Genomic DNA, 17181 nt, shown 5'->3' with positions numbered 1-17181 from the left:
AGGCTTTCTATTTTCCTTAATATGAGCATAAAACCTATCGGTAGCAGATCTTACCTAACCTTATCAATAACACTAGGAAATAAAAAGTTTTTACATTTAGCTATAATTGATTATCTAGCAGAGTTAAATATAAATGTTTTGAACTTTAAATCTATCTGCTGTAGCTTGTATGTTAAACCTTCTAACCCTTTTATCAATAGCGCTTTTTGACGAAAATCTAGTGAACGAAATATTAAAACTAAAATATAGTGATTTAGCTATATTACAGAACTTGTTTTAATAAAATCCGCTCATAACAGCCTTCTTTAGTTAACCACACAAGAGTTATTTTTTGCGATTGTAGTGTAATAGTTGTGGTGTTATTATTAATTTTTAGAGTGTAATTACCTTCAGCTAAGTTCTTAGAAAACAAATCAACATTCTTAGGTAAAAGATTCCAGCTTCTTTGATCTGCTTGAGTCGTTGCTAAGTTGTAAATAGATGTACCGATAGCAGCTAAAGCTACATAGTCTCCAGAAGATTTAATTGCTGCTACAGAAATTGCTATTTTGGTAACTAAACGCAAAACTTCTCTAGTCACAATTGCAGAATACTGATCAGCTAAAGACTTAGCTGCCATTGCAGTAGTATCAACCAATAAGGCGCTTTTGCCATGATCAATAAGCTCGTTATCTTTAAAAATCTTAATATCGGCACTTTGTGCTAGGTTATAAGGGCTGTAGTATGGCAAAGAAATTTTTTGTACACCAGCAGCTTGTTGAAAAATACAGTTATTGGAATATCAAACTTTTTTAGCGACTCAACCCAACCACTTTCATAGATAACTACAAGTTTCCCTGTCCTTGTGGATAGATATTGCCACCACTATCAAAAGCCTTTTTAATTTGTTGATAATCTGCGCTGACATATGGATTATCTGCCACAATCCTAAATGCATTACTCATTGATAGATTAACATTATTTAAATCTGTATCATATGATTGATATATTACCGCTTCTAAATAATAGCCAAAAGCATTCTCATAAGAGTTTCTTACTCTGTTAGCGATTGTTGCTAGCTGTCTGTACTGTTTTGAGTTTGAGATATTTGATGATATCTGCCTAGAATTAACATGACTTAACTGTTGATAATTTGTATCACGAGTTTGAGTAGCTAAATCTTTGGCTTGAAATGTTGCATACTGTGCATAGGATAGATTGCGGATACTTACAGCAGCATTTTCTAAATCATGCTGTTTTAGGTAATTAAGTGCTTGATAAGCATATAAAAAAGTTATCTCATAATCAGATATGTAATAATATCTTTCTTTATCACTTAACAGAGTTGCTTGAGTATCTTTAAGAATATTTCTAACTCTTATTTTGCTTCAGCTTCAGACTTAGCAACATACTCAGTTGCTTTGGTATATTTTTTTGTGATAAATATGTATTACCTATTAGTTGCTCAAAACGACCAGTCTCTAAAAATCCAATAGCTGCATCAACACCATCATTATCAAAAGTTTTTATAAACTTAGTTTCTACCGGCTTATATTGGCAAGTTTCTATAGCTTTTTTAGCATTCCCAACTTTGCTAGGATGACTACTACCACTCAATGTAGCACAACTCGAAGTAATCCCACACAAAAGTAGTAGTAAACAACTCTTCGCTTTCATAATGCTATTTAGTTAGATAAGCGCGTAAACCCGGTTGAACTTTAGCTAGACTACCATCAATCACTATACTAATAGAATATTTAGACATAACATCAGTAATTCTAACTTTTGCTAAAACTTTACTATCAAGTACAATATGTTGTCCAGTAGTAGGATCTAATATAACTCGACCATCTTGACGAACCTCATAGACACTTCCTTTGATAATTCTAGTACCACCTTAATTAAAATAAATCTCATCATCATCAACTTTCAAGACTTGAAGAGGATATATAGCTCCAATAACTTGGTCTGATATTGTCTTACCTAGCTGCTTACCTAAATATCTTAATAGTTGCATATAATTAGCATCATCGGCATTAGCATATTGGTTAGCAATATTTGTTGGTACTTCAATAGTAACAACATTTGACCATTTAACCTCCATTGTCGCTAATTCTACCATACGATATGCCACAGTAGCAGAAACATTTAGTGTCGTAAACCCTTCACCATAGTATGAGGTTTTGTTTTTAGTTATATTTAGATTTAAAATATCGCCAGTAAGGATAAAGTCCACGTCTATTTTTTGATTAAGTTTTTCTTTCTCATTATCTGTATCAGAATTAAATATACGCTTAATTTCTTTTTCATAAGCTTTCTCATCATTGACATCATGATTTGATACTCTAAATTTACGTGACTGCGTGATTTGTGCAATTATAATATCATTTAAGCTTGCTTGAAGTTGCTCTTGGTCAATGTCACCATCTATCTTGGCTCCTTTTGTATCAAAAGGTAATATTGCAACTCTAAACATTTTTAGTTTACTACGCTCATCTGCACCTTTGTAACCAACACTACTAGCTGAGCTAAGCATTGAACTTGCAGAGCTCATATTTGTACTACCTGAGAGCATACTAGTGCTTACTAAAGTGCTCTGTGCCGCAATAGCTGTAGCTGTGACAAAAGATATAGATGATACTAAAAGAGCAATTAATCTTTTTTGCATGGTTAAGGTCCTTAGTATTAATTTAGATACTTATTATCATCACTTTGTCTGATAATTACCTTACCATTTAGAGAACTTTGACCACTTTCAGTATTTTGGGTATTTTGCTTACGATACTCGTCATAACTAAAGTTTTTAATCTTATTAGCCCTAGCTACTTGCTTAGGATCCCATTTAAGTACTATACCATAGACGATTTTCTCAGTACCTGGCAGCTTATAGCTCCATCTCTTGACAGTTTTAAGACCGATGATATCTAAATTAGTTTTTGGTTTGTAATATATCGATAGTGTTTTTTCAATATCTGTAGCATCTATTCTAAGTGTTTGTTGGGTCTTTGTATTTTTAGCCAGAGTACTTGATATATCCTCAGACATAGTCAATGCTTCTTGTGTCGACATCTGTCCTGCAATTAGAGTAACAAGATTTGCTCTTGCCATAATTGCTGCTTGTTTGTATCCATAATCACTTGCTGAAACACCTTGAATACTCAGACCATTATAAAAACCTTGACTATAAGCTAAAATATATGGTTTGTTATCCTCACCAAAACCAACACGGATACCATAATCACCCATCATATCCTCACCTGACTTATCTTTATATAAGTCAGATGATGATTGACCACCTTTGCCAACTATTACTAACTCATTACCATGCTTAATATCCTCAAACAACCCTTTAATTTTGTCTGAGTAGATAACTATTACTCCAATAGCAGCATTGCCGTCTTTCTCAACTACAAAAGTCTTAATTGGTAGTAATCCTGATAAATTACCAAAACCTATAGTTAAGCTTTTTATTGTCATTTGCTGGCTTAATAGATATTTTTTCTTCTCTTCTGGTGTCGCAAAATCATTAGGATTTAGGCCTTGCTTTTTAAGCTGATTATCTAATTTTGCTTCATCAAGAGCCTTTTGCTTAGCATAAATAGTTGCTTGGGTTCCCTGTTTTGGTTTATCAGCATCTGTATCAACCTCATTCGCAGTTGAGCCTTGAGTATTATCTATACTTAAACTCTTATCAACTTTGGCATTTGCTGAGATAAATGATATATACTCTTGCTTGGGCCTTTATTAATACTTTCTCAAATGCAAGCTGCACACTATCAACATAGTTCGATTTTTTTGATTAACAGATGCTGTACCAATCGTAGAACCAACATAATCATACCTATCTCTGAGATTATTTTGATCAATGTAATTTTCCATAACATCATTTAATATCTCTTCTGCTGATCTTTTATCTTGAGTAGTTGTCGCAATTGGTTTAGAGTCTACAGCTGTAGCATCTGCAGCAAATAATGAACTTGCTAGCAACGACGAGGCAATTAATAAAGTTAAAATTTTCTTTTTCATATAATATCTTCTTTTTAAGAATCTTAACAGTAATTAAGGATATCTAATTTTTATATCTTACCAACCAAAAGTTGATTTAGTTTGAGATTTACGAATCTGTTTATCATCTTGCCATACAACCAAACCTGTTTTTAGATTTATCATTTTTAGTGTAGCTAAGAAGAACTTAGATCTCTTATCACCATCAACATTAGTATTATCAATATCTTGGATAGAACCATAGACCATATATCTAGCACCGATATGCTGTCCAACCTTAGTTGCAGTAGCTTGATCAACCATACCACTATTTGCTTGATAGCCAAGTTGCTCACGGATATTTTTAATTTGTGACATATCTGTAACTTGGAATAACCCTGATTTTATAATCTGCGTTTGCACTGTATTTGACAGCATAGTCGTATTTATATGCTCACGAGTCTCATTACTGATATTACTAAAAAACAATGTCCGGCATATCCATATAAGTAATCCTTTTAACTGCAGGTGAATTAAGCATATCTTCAGCCATTTTGTTAGTTATAGCTTGTAAATCTGTTGAACTAAAATTTATAGATGTTGTATCAACACCATTTGGATCTTCATATGCTACAGTAGTTTTACCACATGAACTAAGTACTAATACTAACCCAGCAGATATAGCTGTAAACAAAAGTTTTTTTCATTTAATGTGTTGCTTTAAAAATTACTTATATAGCGATTATAACAAAAATAATTAATAATGTTATTGTTAATAAATAGTAAAAATTACTTTAGCGGTTGGCTCATAGTATATACACATACTGAGCCTATTTTCTTAATTGAGTATTGTTTGAAATTCTTGTTAAGATAATTTTTATAGATTTGTTAGTGTCATTTTTATTACAAAAATACCTTTATCATTAATTTTTTTGCAACCTGTAGTAACTAACTTTGAGTTATATTGATGATTATTGTTGAGCCGAAAGCTACTCCATCATACTTGAGCATTTTGGCAATATTGTTAAAACCATTTCTTTATTACCAAAACATATTTTAGTGCATTGTTTTAATTGCAAAAACTACTATTAGTATCAGATAAACATACCATGGCACTAGTGTTAAAGCTGGAATTAACACCGCTAACATACATGCAAAAAGAACATACTAAAGAACAAAAGCCTTGATACGATGGCTTATTAGTTTTTAGGTATTGACGCACCTTTTAAATATATGAAATCAAATAAAAAAAATAAATGTATTACTATTATGCTGCAGTTAGAAACATTAATAAATAGACAACTTAAACTAAAGTGATGTCTAGTAAGCTAAACTGTTGTAACTTTTCTAATAAGAAATCTTCTTCATACATAACCAATTCCTCAGACTAATCATTTATCTACTCATAACACTAACTTATAACAATAAGCTTTTAAATAGATTCACAAGCAGATTAGCTTGCGGAAGATATCAGTTAACAGAATAAGCACCATACTCAACTAAAGCTTAATATTACCTAACTGATCTGCAGGAATTTCTTTTTCTATAGTTTGGATATCACCATTACTATCCTCAGTCTTTTTAACAATCTTTGCAGTTTTTCCATCTAAATTTATAGTAATAGAACTATTTTTTTTAAATACTTGAGGATTATTCTTAGCTTGAGTTGTGCCAGACTGCGCTTGCATTTGAGTAATATTGTAATCAATATTAGCTAGCATTTTGTTGAAATGCTCATCTAATAACTGTTGTTGCTTGTGAAAGTTTGCCATCATTTGCTCAATTGGATCTTGAGTGATAGTTTGTGAACTTTTATCTTGTGGTTTTTGTTTGACCCAACCTACACTACCATCTTTATTATCAACTACCTCAATCCAGTCATCTTTTGCAAAAATTGCTTTATAACGTGGATCTTGATCATTTATAGTTGCAAGCTTTTGTGTTTTAGTATCTGGCTTTACATACATTGTGTAGCTATCAGCATATACTCCAGAAACTACAGTTAACCCTAAGATTGTCGCTAGAACTTTCTTCATTTTAACCTCCTTTTTTTGCTATAAATATTTTACACATAAAAGATTTTGTTTTTTAAATAAGTTTTATAGCTATTTTTTCAAGATAGAAAGCTATTAATTAGCTATAATATAATATCTAATTAGAATTATAAACCAAATACGATGAGTAACAACCCTAAGGTTTTAGTAGCTGATGATGATAAAAAGATAGCTCAGTTCATAAAAACCAAATTTGAAGAAAATAGCATCGACACAACTGTAGCTTTTGACGGTAAAGAAGCTCTATTTCTAATCGACACCAATAACTATGATGTCATCGTTATAGATTGGATGATGCCATATTTAGATGGTATTTCTTTGCTTAAGATATTACGCAAGCAAAATATAAATACTCCCATTATTATTCTAAGCGCTCTTGATAGTACTGAAAATAAAATTCAAGGCCTCAAATCAGGGAGTGATGACTATCTTACCAAACCTTTCTCGATAGATGAATTAATGATAAGAGTAAATATACTCTACAAAAGAACTAAACAAATTACCGAGGCTAAAACTCATCAGTTAAGTTGTGGTGATCTTGTTCTTGATGAGCTTGCCCATGAAGTACGACGTAATGGTGCGTTAATACATCTACAACAACGCGAGTATAAGGTTCTACACCTTCTTCTAAAACATAAAAATGAAGTTGTCAGCAAAACGATGATGCTCAAAGAAGTTTGGGACTATGATTTTGATCCGCAAACCAATGTAGTAGAAGTACATATTTCTCGTCTGCGTAACAAATTAACTGAAGATGGTCTTACAGATCCAATAAAAACTATGCGGGGCTTTGGTTATGTCATCCAAGAATAGTCTCTCTGATACTATTCAGCGTAGATACATAATAAGTTCTAGCTTTAAAATGGCAATGCTTTTTACCATATTACTAGGACTAAGTATAGTCTCTTGGGTTTATATAATTTTCACTGCTCTTGGAGATAGAGTTATTGAACATATAGTTCCTTTGAGTATAGGAATCTTCTGCACAGCAAGTGTTGTGATTATAAGCTATCTGATCAGTGTCTTTGTTGTAAGAAAAATTAATCACATCGCCAGCTCAGCAGCCTCAATAGTAAATACCCAAGATTTTAGTCAAAGGATCAAATCAAATACTAACTGGGATGACCTTAGTAATCTAGCTAATATTCTTAACATTCTTTTGGCTAATAATATAGAGTATCTTTTATTAGATATAAAAAGCGTTTCAAATAACATTGCCCATGACCTAAAAACACCTTTGACCAGGCTCAAAAATAGATTAGAAAACCTTGAGCATACCAATCCAAGCAAAGATATTGTAGAAGCACTAGCAGAATGCAACCAATTACTTGATATTTTTAATAGCTTACTAAGGCTTAATCGCTTAGAGCATGGGCGTGAGAATCTAATCAAAAAACGCTTAGATATAAAAAATATTATTGATGATGCTATTGAACTATACGAGCCAATCTTTGAGCAAAAAAATATTCAGCTACAAACCAATATATTACCTAGGAATCTTAATATTGATAAAAATCTGATCTTTCAGAGTATTACAAACATTTTCGATAATTGCTACAAGTACTCTGATCATAATACTGAGATTTCAATTACTACAAAAATACAACCCTCCAAGTACATAATTGAAATAGCTGATCAAGGAATTGGTATAAATAATGAAAATACTGATAAAATCTTTGAAAGATTTTTCCGTGAAGAAAAAAGCCGTAGCCAAACAGGTAATGGCTTAGGACTTTCTCTAGTTAAAAAGATTATTCAACTACATGATGGTAATATTATCGCCAAAAATAACAATCCTCAAGGTCTAAAAATAATAATATCGCTATCTCTACATTAACAAATTTTAACTATATTTTTTTGACTTATGAAATTAACCTTATTGTAATAACTAGCTTATAAAAAATACATATTATATGGAAAAAATAGCTGTAATAGGTAGCGATATATCTGAACTTGCGATAAGCTATCTGCTTAAATATAATTATCAATCACTCTCCACGAGAAAAATAATTATTTTGGTGGTCATGCGCGTACTTTAGAAGTAAATAATACTCCTATAGAGACAGGTTTTATTGTTTTTAATTACCATACATACTATCACTTATCTAGATTATTTAAGCACTTAGATATACCAGTTGCTGAGAGTAATATGTCTTTTTGGTGTATCTATCAAGAATGGTCAATTTAAATATGGTTCTAGTAGTATCAAGAGCCTATTTGCACAGTGGTCTAATATTATTTAGACCACGCTATTATATAATTATAGGATAATAAAAGATATCTTAAAAATTTAATAAAATATCAAAACAACACCATGAATAAAACACTCTTGATGAAAACATCACTTTGGCACAATATCTATGATGATATAAAAGTTGGTAGATGGTTTAAAGGCTATTATTTATTAGCTATGGAAGCTTGTATCTAGAGTACTCAGTTAGAGAAGATGTATGACTTTCCTACTCTTAGTTTTATTAGGTTTTTTAATAATCATGGATTACTTACAACTACTAAACCAGTTCAGTGGTATACGAGTTAAAGGCGGCAGTAAAGTATATGTTGAAAAAATTATTAATCAACTAAAATCAGCTGATGTTAAGTTTGCTCTACAAGCGACTATAAATATCACGAGCTGATAAAATAACCATTACTAATAACCATAACAATATTAGTGAGTTTGACAAAGTAATTTTTGCCTGTCATTTTAATCAAATTTTAGAGCTATTAGATGATCCAAATCATAATGAAAAAAGCTAATCTTAACTATTATAATATCAACCTAACATGGCAATACTTCACACAGATGACTCTATCATGCCAAAGCGTCAACTTGCTTGGTCAAGTTGGAACTATCTAAGTAGCCAAACTATAGATAAACGTAAGGTTGTCTCTCTTAGTTACTGGATGAATAATCTTCAACCATTGAACACTACCTACTATTTTGTAACAATTAATCCTGATCAAAAACCACAGCAGTCGAAAATTATTAATCAACATATTTTTTGAGCACCCTGTTTTTGATAAAAAAGCGATACAAGCACAAGAAGACTTTGATAAAATACAAGGAGTTAATAATACCTATTATTGTGGAGCCATATTGGCTTCCATGAATATGGTATACTAAGTGCTGTAAATGTTACAGCTAAACTAGAAGTTACAACCTCGTGATGAAGGATTTTGTTTTAAGCTCAAAAGTCTTTCACAAAAGACACCATCCTAAGCAAAATTCTTTTGTATATAGGTCATACTATATAATTTTGGATATGTTTGAACTTAATCAAAACAAAGCTAATTTTTTAAGTATAAACAAACCTAATTTATATAGTTTATATGATAAAATCATGGCTTGAGAGATGGCTCTAAATCTCTTAAATGGGCAACAGATTTACTCGATAGGCATAGCCTTGAGTATTATTAAAGGTTTTCAAACAAGTAAATTTGAGGTTCACTTTATAAAAAATTCACTATAATTCTAAAACTTACTGCAGCACTACCTTATAAACTATACTTTAAGATTACTAAGAAAATGATCTAAAATCGGAGAAATCATGTAAACACAATCTAATAAATTGACGATTAATAGCATTTGCTATTATACACTTAGCGTACTTGGCAATATTTTTTATGAATTATAATTATTACTGCACTAGTGGTTTTTATTGTTACATTTTCAGTAAGAACATTTGCACTGACTGCTGGATATCATCGTTATTTTGCACATAAGGCATTTCAAACTTCTCGAGTATTTCAATTTATTCTAGCGCTAATAGATACTTGGGTATCACAAAAAGGTCCATTATGGTGATCAGATCATCACAGATATCACCACATTCACTCTGATAAAGATACTATCTTCATTAACCTAAAAACAGCATTTTCCAATCTCATGTTGGTTGGTTTTTTGAAACAAGAAGTGATAAAGTAGACCCTAAATCTATCAAAGATTGGCTTAAATACCCTGAAATAGTTTGGTTTGATAAGCACGCTCATTTATCTTTTGCCTTGTATTTAATAGGTCTTTTCATCTTAGGTAGTTTAATAAATCACTTTTATCATAGTCTTGAAACATCAGGCTTAGTATTTGTATTCTGGGGAGGAATTTTAAGTACAGTATTACTTTATCATACTACATTTAGTGTAAATTCAATTTGCCACATATTTGGATCTAAAGATTACGAAACTTCAGACAATAGTCGCAATAATTTCTTATAGTACTAATTACATTCAGTGAAGGCTGGCACAACAACCATCATAAATTTGATTATTCGGTGAGAAACAACCTCAAATTTTGGCAAATTAATATTATTTATATAATTCGAAACTTAGGATTGTCTGGGATTTTAAACAACCTAAAAAACCACTTAATTTTAAGATTAAATTACGATTAGTATTTCACTTTTGACTTATTTTTTCTTCTATGTCTTGCTTTTCTCTTTTTAACTTTCTTAGTCTTTTTATTAGCAAATGGTTTATCTAAGTTATTGTAACCAAATGTTTTTTTTGGATCAAATAACTCGAAATCTATATGAATATTCTCTAGATCCGCACGTACAACTCTTACTGTTATATCTTGACCAATCTTATAGACTTTATGTGTTCTCTTACCTATCAATATATCCTTAGTCTCATCATAAATATAATAATCACCCGGAATTGCTGATACATGTATCAAACCTTCTATATACATATCTTTTAGCTCAGCAAAAAGACCTAAGCCATTTATATGCTTGATTTGTGCCTCAAGGACATGACCAATATAATCCTGCATAAAGTAGCACTTAAGCCAATTCTCAACTTGCTTAGATGCCGCATCAGCGTTACGCTCTTGATCTGAAGCATTCTCACAAATATTAGCTAGTTCAGAAGATTTATAATCAGCAGCACCATGCTCATATTCACCAATAATTGATTTAATTATCCTATGTACTACTAAATCTGGATATCTACGAATTGGTGATGTGAAATGTGTATATTCACTATATGCCAAACCAAAATGGCCATCATTATTTATACTGTAAATAGCCTGATTCATACTCCGCAAAGTCATTATCTGAATATCATCATAATCAGGACGATCTTTTATGCTATCTAGCATCTGTGCTAATGCTTTTGGAGTGACTTTACCATTTTTACCATAAGCAAGATGTATACCATATTTAGCTAGATACTTCTTAAGAGTATCCATTCTATCCTGTTTAGGTTCACTATGAACTCTAAATGGTGATGTCTTCTTATGTTTTATTGTAAAGTTAGCTGCCGCAACGTTAGCCACAAGCATACATTCTTCTATTAATCGATGAGCATCATTACGATGCCTTGGCACAATTGATTCGATATGATTATGCTCATCAAGGATTATCTGTGTTTCAACTGTATCAAAATCTATAGTGCCTCTTTCAACTCTAGCTTGATGAAGTATTTTATACAACTCATATAAATCAAAAATATTTACTACAAGCTCTGGCTTTTGCTCAACAATAAGATTTTGCTTCTTTTCTAAAAGCTTAGCTACCTCTGTATATGTTAAGCGCGCTTTTGAATTTATTACTGCTGAATAAAACTTATACCTAGAAAGTTTACCTTCCTTACTGATATTCATCTCGCAAACTAGAGAATACCTATCTTCGTTTGGTCTTAATGAACACAAATCATTTGATAGTTTCTCTGGTAACATCGGTATTACATAACCAGGGAAATATACTGATGTTGAACGACGTGTAGCATCTAAATCCAAAGCTGAATCTTTCTCAACATAATTTGAAACATCTGCAATTGCTACATATAACTTCCAACTACCACTCTTAGTTTTATGTGCATAGACTGCATCATCGAAATCTTTAGCATCCTCACCATCTATAGTTATAAAGTGTTTATCGCGCAAATCTACTCTAGTACCTACAGTTATCTGTTCTGAGATGTCATCTAGATACCTCAGCGCTTTTTTGCTCCATTGCTCTACTAGATCATATTTTTGAGTTGCCATCATCATTGCTTCTTTAACTGGAGATACAGCTTCTACCTCTTGTTTAAATCTAGCTACTGCAGCACTATTGATACTAGGATAAACTATCATTTCAGCCTCTATCAACGAATTATGCTCTATTTTTTGTTTCGGTGGTAACAGAACAATGTTATTTGTAATGTTCTTACTTATAGGTTTTAAAAAATGACAATCAAAGCTTTTATAGTAATAACCTGTTATAGTCTTTTGTGCTCGTGAAACAATTGTTTTGATTTCTGCTTCAATTCGTCCACGTTTATTAAGACCTAAAACTTTTGCTGTGACCTCATCGCCAACCATTACCATTTTTGCTTGATAAGAGACAATAACAACTTTAGTATTCAAAGCATGACTAAATAACTCAAGGTGAGAATCTTTATCAGATGTAACTTTAGAAGTTATATAAATTGCTGCCATTTCTGGTAAGTTATAATATGACTTATCTTTCTCTAACTGACCATCTCTAACCATTGCACCTAAACGATTTACAAGACATTCAAAAAGATTTTTTTTAAAAATCTCTAGAGCATTTGCTATATTCTCAATGCTTACAGGAAGTTTTACATCTCTTATATAATTTAAAATCATCTCCCTACTTGGGATTGGATTTTCATATTTTTGTGCTTCAATATCCCTATTCGGATCATTATGTATGCTATATTTACTCACTTATCAATATATCCTGATCAAAAAATTTTTTATTAATCAACTTACCTTTATCAAACTCTGCTATAGCTACAAATTGATCGTTATCATATATTCTTACAGTTTTATCTAAATTTCGTTTAGTAGCTAAGAGTCCTCTCTTATATAAATCATCTTTCTCATTTTCTACTAGAGAGTATATCGGCTTGTCGATAAATACACTCTCTATACTAGTTATACTAGCGATTTTTTGCTCAAAACTTAAATCTTTTAGTTGTTCTAGCTCAAAAGCCTCAGCTAACTTAAAAGGTCCACTTTGAGTTCTTTGTAAAGCTATCAAATGCCCCTCACAACCTAGTTTCTTACCAATATCTATCGCTAAGCTACGGATATATGTTCCCTTTGAACATTTAACTCTAACTTTCAAAGTATCTTTGTCAAAATCTAATAGTTCTAGCTCATAAATATTGATATTTCTTGGTTTAATTTCAACACTCTTACCTTCTCTGGCAAGTTTATAAAGAGGCTGACCATTATGTTTAAGTGCAGAGTACATAGGCGGAACCTGTACGATATTACCACGAAAATTTGCTAATACTTTTTCTATTAGATGATTTGATAGCTTCGGTATGTTATTATTTCTAGTTATTACTTGACCTTCAGCATCACCACTATCTGTTTCAATACCAAGCCTAATCGTAGCTATATACTCTTTATCAGCATCAAGCAGGTATTGTGCTATTTTAGTAGCTCTACCAAAACATATAGGCAAAACTCCTGTCGCCATAGGATCTAAAGTACCTGTATGACCTATTTTTTGTGCGTTAAATAAATACTTTAGTTGTTGTAAAACTTTATTTGAACTAACACCTTTAGTCTTATTGATAACAACCACACCATTTAAGTTTAGTCTATTTTTTTTCATGTAAGCCTTGTTGTGATAACATTTCTATCATTTTTTCAGCTGCTTTTTGCTCAGCTTTTTTCCGTGAAGTTCCCTTAGCTTTGACTTGAAGATTTAAATCTTTTGATATAGCAACTATAGTAAATTGCTGCTCATGGTCTTTACCCTCTATAGTTTCAATACTATATTCTGGCAAACTCAAAGCATTCTGTAGCAGAATCTCTTGAAGCTTTGATTTACTATCTTTGACTTTGATAGTATCTAGATTAATATTCGATATTACTGATTGATACCATTTCAATATAACTTTCTTGACAGTTGCAAAATCACTATCTAGATAAATAGCTCCTATAACAGCTTCAAAAACATCTTCTAATACTTTCTCACTTTTTCGTCCACCCTGCTCACTAGCTCCTAAAATAACGTACTCATCCATTTTAAGGCTTAAGGCTAATTGCGCTAAAGTTGTTCCTTTGACTAGTTTAGATCTAAGCTGCGAAAGTCTTCCTTCAGCTATATCTCTAAATTGTAGATACAATGCTTCAGCAATTACAAAACCTAAAATAGAGTCACCAAGAAACTCTAATCTCTCATAATTTTTTTTAGTCTTACTTCGATGTGTCAAGGCTCTTATTAGAAGAGTATAATCTTTAAAACTATAACCAAGTATATTATAAAATCGTGAATATTCAGGAACCATTTTTGGTTAAAAGACCTTACCAATTTGATCCCAACGAACTTTCTTATCTACCTTATCCCAGCTCATCCAGACAATTTTTGCTTTACCTACTAAATCTCTCTCAAGTACAAAGCCCCAATAGCGACTATCTTCACTATTATCACGATTATCTCCCATAACAAAGTATTGACCAGCTGGGACTTTAAGATTTTCAAAATCAGTTCCTTTTATAGACTTTATCCAGTTAACTTCATGCTTAACGCTACCAAGGTTCTCTGTACATACTGTATCACCACTGCCATCAGCTAAAGATTGGTTGTAATAGTTTATAGCATCACGATTACAATCAGTATATTCAAGCTTTTTGCCATTTATTGTTAGCATTTTATCTTTATATGAAATTACATCACCTGGTAAACCAATCACGCGTTTAACAAAATCAACATTAGGATTAACTGGAAAATGAAATACTACAATGTCACTTCTTTTTGGTTCACCGACTTTTATTAAAGTTTCATTTGAAAATGGAGCTCTGATACCATAAGCAGTTTTATTAACGAAAATAAAGTCACCAACTGGAAGTGTTGGTGTCATCGACGCAGTTGGGATTAAAAAGTTACCAATCAAGAAAGTTCTAAGTAGGAATACCACAAAAAATACACTAAACAAAGACCTTGCTTGATCAGCTATAAAAGGTGCTTTTAACCCTTTATCTTTATAGAATTGGCATTTCTGTTTCTTAGAAAAACCTTTTAGTTCATTAGCATAGGGAGCTAATCTTGATTTTTGGAAAAATACAAGATCAATAATATAGATCAAACCACTTGCAAAGGTTAAGAACAAAAGCCAAAATGTAAAACCTAGGTTTAGAATATAATTTAACAGTTCCATGAAGTTACTTAATTACTTTATCCTTTTGTACAAAGTAACCAACCCCTCTAATAGTTTGTATAAAATTAGGAATATTAATTTTTTTTCTCAAATTATGCATATGCACTTCTAAGGTGTTTGTATCCATTTCTTTATCTGTAGAATAAACCTCTTCTAAAAGCTGAGTCTTCGGCACTACTCTGCCAGCATTTTGTACTAGTATCGCAAGTAGTGCTAACTCTTTTTTAGACACTGGAATAATAATACCATCTTTAGTTACTGTTTCAGAACTTGGATTAAAACTATAATCGCCAAATCTAATCTCTTCATTAAGACTTTTACCGCATCTAGTATTGATGCGGCGAGAAATAGCCTTAATTCTAGCAACAAGCTCCTTTAGCTCAAATGGCTTTGTCAGATAATCATCAGCACCAAGGTCTAGGCCTTTAATTCTATCTTCTAAACCATCTCTAGCAGTCAACAAGATTATTGGAACTTTAATACCTCTATTTCTAACATTCCTTAGAACTTCTAAACCTGTCTTTATTGGTATACCAATATCTAAAACAACTATGTTATACAAACCAGATTCTATAAAAGTTTGTGCTGCTTCACCGTCTGAAACTAGGTTTACAATAAGTCCATCTTTTTGTAAAGCTTCTAATAAACCTTCTCCTAAATTAAGATCATCTTCAGCTAACAATAATCTCATAATTCACCTTTACTGTTAAAAATATTTTGCATAGCATTTTATTAAAACAAGTATATAGTATAAGATACATAAAATAAATATTTAATTTAAAATCACTAATGCTCCCAAAAAGCTTGCTCAAAGCCCTTTCATCACTAACAACTGTTACTACTCCTATTGTCTGCATAATGTCTATAACTATAGTTTTTTATCAGCAGTAATATTGCCGTTAAAATAAATCCCCGTAGCACCATAGCCTAAGCTACTAGTATATTAGGAATCGTTCTAGCAAAACAGATCTCTTTATTAAATAATCTCTCATATGCATTAGTCTGTATCCCCGTAGCTACTGTAACTATTACTTGTCTAGATGTAACTACCTCTCTAATATTTTTGATAAGTTCAGGCATATTTTGTGGCTTAATTGCTAAAATAAGGATATCAGCAAGTTTAACTGCATCTAGTAATGAGGCAGATATCTCAATATTGTATTTATAGATAAGTTTAAGCACTTATAATCATTTCTATCAAAAACAATTATATCTTGACCCTTATAACCATGGGAAGTCATGCCAGCAATCATTGCTGCTACCATATTGCCACCACCGATAAAACATATTTTCATTAATTTACTCTACCAATATTTCAAAATACATGTACCTAAAGGATAACATTTACAACAAATATTGCTAATATATTCTTAAGCAAACAACTTATATAAAGTCTGTAGTATGAAAGAAATAGCTTTAGCCTCTAGTAATAAAGGTAAGATTAAAGAATTTACTAACATTTTTAATCAAAAGAATATTAAGATTATCCCTCAAACAGATTTTAATGTTCCTCATGCTGATGAAGTTGGACTTAGCTTTATTGAGAACGCTATTTTAAAAGCAAGAAACTGCGCTAAACATACAGGTCGAGCTGCGATTGCTGATGATTCAGGGCTTGAAGTATTTTCTTTAAATGGTGAGCCTGGAATCTATTCAGCAAGGTATTGTGGAGAACATGGTAACAATAAGGCTAATATACAAAAATTACTAGCTAAATTAGCTGGTAATGATAATAGGAACGCTAGATTTGTTTGTGCCCTAGCATATGTAGAGCATGAGCTTGACCCAACCCCAATTTTAGCTTATGGTTTTTTAGAGGGACAGATAGCTTATCAAACTAGTGGTTCAAATGGTTTTGGTTATGATCCTATATTCGTATTGCCACAATTGCAAAAAACCTTAGCTGAAATCTCTGAAATAGATAAAAATCAAATAAGCCATAGAGCCCTTGCACTTGATAAAATGATACAACTACTATAGAAAACTAAATTTTACCAATTTAGATTATATAAATTTATATTGTTATGTGCTAAAATGTACAAAT

General features: G+C 31.6%; 13 protein-coding genes and 8 pseudogenes. 9 read left to right on the top strand and 12 right to left on the bottom strand.

What is annotated here, in order from left to right:
• Nucleotides 1-262: 262 nt before the first annotated feature.
• From C9379_RS07565 to C9379_RS07540, 6 genes and pseudogenes are all read right to left on the bottom strand, one after another.
• A pseudogene (locus C9379_RS07565) lies at nt 263-1656 on the bottom strand (COG3014 family protein).
• A 4-nt stretch (nt 1657-1660) separates the two neighbouring features.
• Nucleotides 1661-2647: pseudogene (locus C9379_RS07560) on the bottom strand (penicillin-binding protein activator LpoB).
• Between the two features lie 17 nt (nt 2648-2664).
• A pseudogene (locus C9379_RS07555) lies at nt 2665-4005 on the bottom strand (DUF6844 domain-containing protein).
• A gap of 57 nt (nt 4006-4062) precedes the next feature.
• Nucleotides 4063-4657 (bottom strand): annotated as a pseudogene (gene lpoB, locus C9379_RS07550) (penicillin-binding protein activator LpoB).
• A gap of 362 nt (nt 4658-5019) precedes the next feature.
• Nucleotides 5020-5335: pseudogene (locus tag C9379_RS07545) on the bottom strand (hypothetical protein).
• A gap of 127 nt (nt 5336-5462) precedes the next feature.
• Entirely contained in the window at nt 5463-5999 is a 537-nt protein-coding gene (locus C9379_RS07540; RefSeq protein WP_143385282.1) for a hypothetical protein, read from the bottom strand.
• A 141-nt stretch (nt 6000-6140) separates the two neighbouring features.
• Here C9379_RS07540 and bfpR point away from each other — a divergent pair, with 141 nt between their 5' ends.
• From bfpR to C9379_RS07500, 8 genes and pseudogenes are all read left to right on the top strand, one after another.
• Nucleotides 6141-6830: a two-component system response regulator BfpR gene (gene bfpR / locus C9379_RS07535; protein WP_143385283.1), complete on the top strand. Its 690-nt coding sequence runs from the start codon at nt 6141-6143 to the stop codon at nt 6828-6830.
• Nucleotides 6831-6879: 49 nt separating this feature from the next.
• Nucleotides 6880-7854, top strand: coding sequence for a sensor histidine kinase (locus C9379_RS07530; RefSeq protein WP_318263467.1), 975 nt, complete (start codon nt 6880-6882; stop codon nt 7852-7854).
• A 150-nt stretch (nt 7855-8004) separates the two neighbouring features.
• Nucleotides 8005-8205 (top strand): FAD-dependent oxidoreductase, encoded by a 201-nt coding sequence (locus tag C9379_RS07525; protein ID WP_318263468.1) that lies wholly within the window; start codon nt 8005-8007, stop codon nt 8203-8205.
• Nucleotides 8206-8509: 304 nt separating this feature from the next.
• Complete coding sequence (locus C9379_RS07520; RefSeq protein ID WP_343377576.1) at nt 8510-8653, top strand: hypothetical protein; 144 nt, start codon at nt 8510-8512, stop codon at nt 8651-8653.
• Nucleotides 8654-8801: 148 nt separating this feature from the next.
• Nucleotides 8802-9023 carry a hypothetical protein gene (locus C9379_RS07515; RefSeq protein ID WP_318263459.1) on the top strand — a complete coding sequence of 74 codons (222 nt, stop codon included), beginning with the start codon at nt 8802-8804 and terminating at the stop codon, nt 9021-9023.
• A gap of 161 nt (nt 9024-9184) precedes the next feature.
• Nucleotides 9185-9367: a DUF1365 family protein gene (locus tag C9379_RS07510; RefSeq protein ID WP_318263460.1), complete on the top strand. Its 183-nt coding sequence runs from the start codon at nt 9185-9187 to the stop codon at nt 9365-9367.
• A 57-nt stretch (nt 9368-9424) separates the two neighbouring features.
• A pseudogene (locus C9379_RS07505) lies at nt 9425-9552 on the top strand (SDR family NAD(P)-dependent oxidoreductase); the annotation flags it as partial.
• Nucleotides 9553-9586: 34 nt separating this feature from the next.
• Nucleotides 9587-10419 (top strand): annotated as a pseudogene (locus C9379_RS07500) (acyl-CoA desaturase).
• On the opposite strand, the gene rnr reads toward C9379_RS07500, so the two are convergent.
• The 6 genes and pseudogenes from rnr to C9379_RS07470 all read right to left on the bottom strand — a co-directional run.
• Nucleotides 10402-12687 (bottom strand): ribonuclease R, encoded by a 2286-nt coding sequence (rnr, locus tag C9379_RS07495; protein ID WP_143385285.1) that lies wholly within the window; start codon nt 12685-12687, stop codon nt 10402-10404. The pseudogene C9379_RS07500 and the gene rnr overlap by 18 nt on opposite strands.
• Nucleotides 12680-13588 carry a tRNA pseudouridine(55) synthase TruB gene (gene truB, locus C9379_RS07490; RefSeq protein WP_143385286.1) on the bottom strand — a complete coding sequence of 303 codons (909 nt, stop codon included), beginning with the start codon at nt 13586-13588 and terminating at the stop codon, nt 12680-12682. Before truB ends, rnr begins: the two co-directional genes overlap by 8 nt.
• Nucleotides 13575-14267, bottom strand: coding sequence for a ribonuclease III (gene rnc / locus C9379_RS07485; protein WP_143385287.1), 693 nt, complete (start codon nt 14265-14267; stop codon nt 13575-13577). The genes truB and rnc overlap by 14 nt, the downstream gene beginning before the upstream one ends.
• Nucleotides 14268-14273: 6 nt before the next feature.
• Nucleotides 14274-15137, bottom strand: coding sequence for a signal peptidase I (lepB, locus tag C9379_RS07480; RefSeq protein WP_143385288.1), 864 nt, complete (start codon nt 15135-15137; stop codon nt 14274-14276).
• 4 nt (nt 15138-15141) lie between these two features.
• Nucleotides 15142-15828, bottom strand: coding sequence for a response regulator QseB (qseB, locus tag C9379_RS07475; protein ID WP_143385289.1), 687 nt, complete (start codon nt 15826-15828; stop codon nt 15142-15144).
• A gap of 126 nt (nt 15829-15954) precedes the next feature.
• Nucleotides 15955-16432: pseudogene (locus tag C9379_RS07470) on the bottom strand (pyrroline-5-carboxylate reductase family protein); the annotation flags it as partial.
• A 106-nt stretch (nt 16433-16538) separates the two neighbouring features.
• Between C9379_RS07470 and rdgB the strand changes: the two are divergent.
• Nucleotides 16539-17117, top strand: a complete 579-nt coding sequence (rdgB, locus tag C9379_RS07465; protein WP_143385290.1) for an RdgB/HAM1 family non-canonical purine NTP pyrophosphatase — start codon at nt 16539-16541, stop codon at nt 17115-17117.
• Nucleotides 17118-17181: the final 64 nt, after the last annotated feature.

It is taken from the genome of Francisella-like endosymbiont (assembly GCF_003069505.1).
Lineage (GTDB): Bacteria > Pseudomonadota > Gammaproteobacteria > Francisellales > Francisellaceae > Francisella.
The sequence above is the reverse complement of the archived record's forward strand: the minus strand, read 5'-3'. Positions and strand labels throughout refer to the sequence as shown.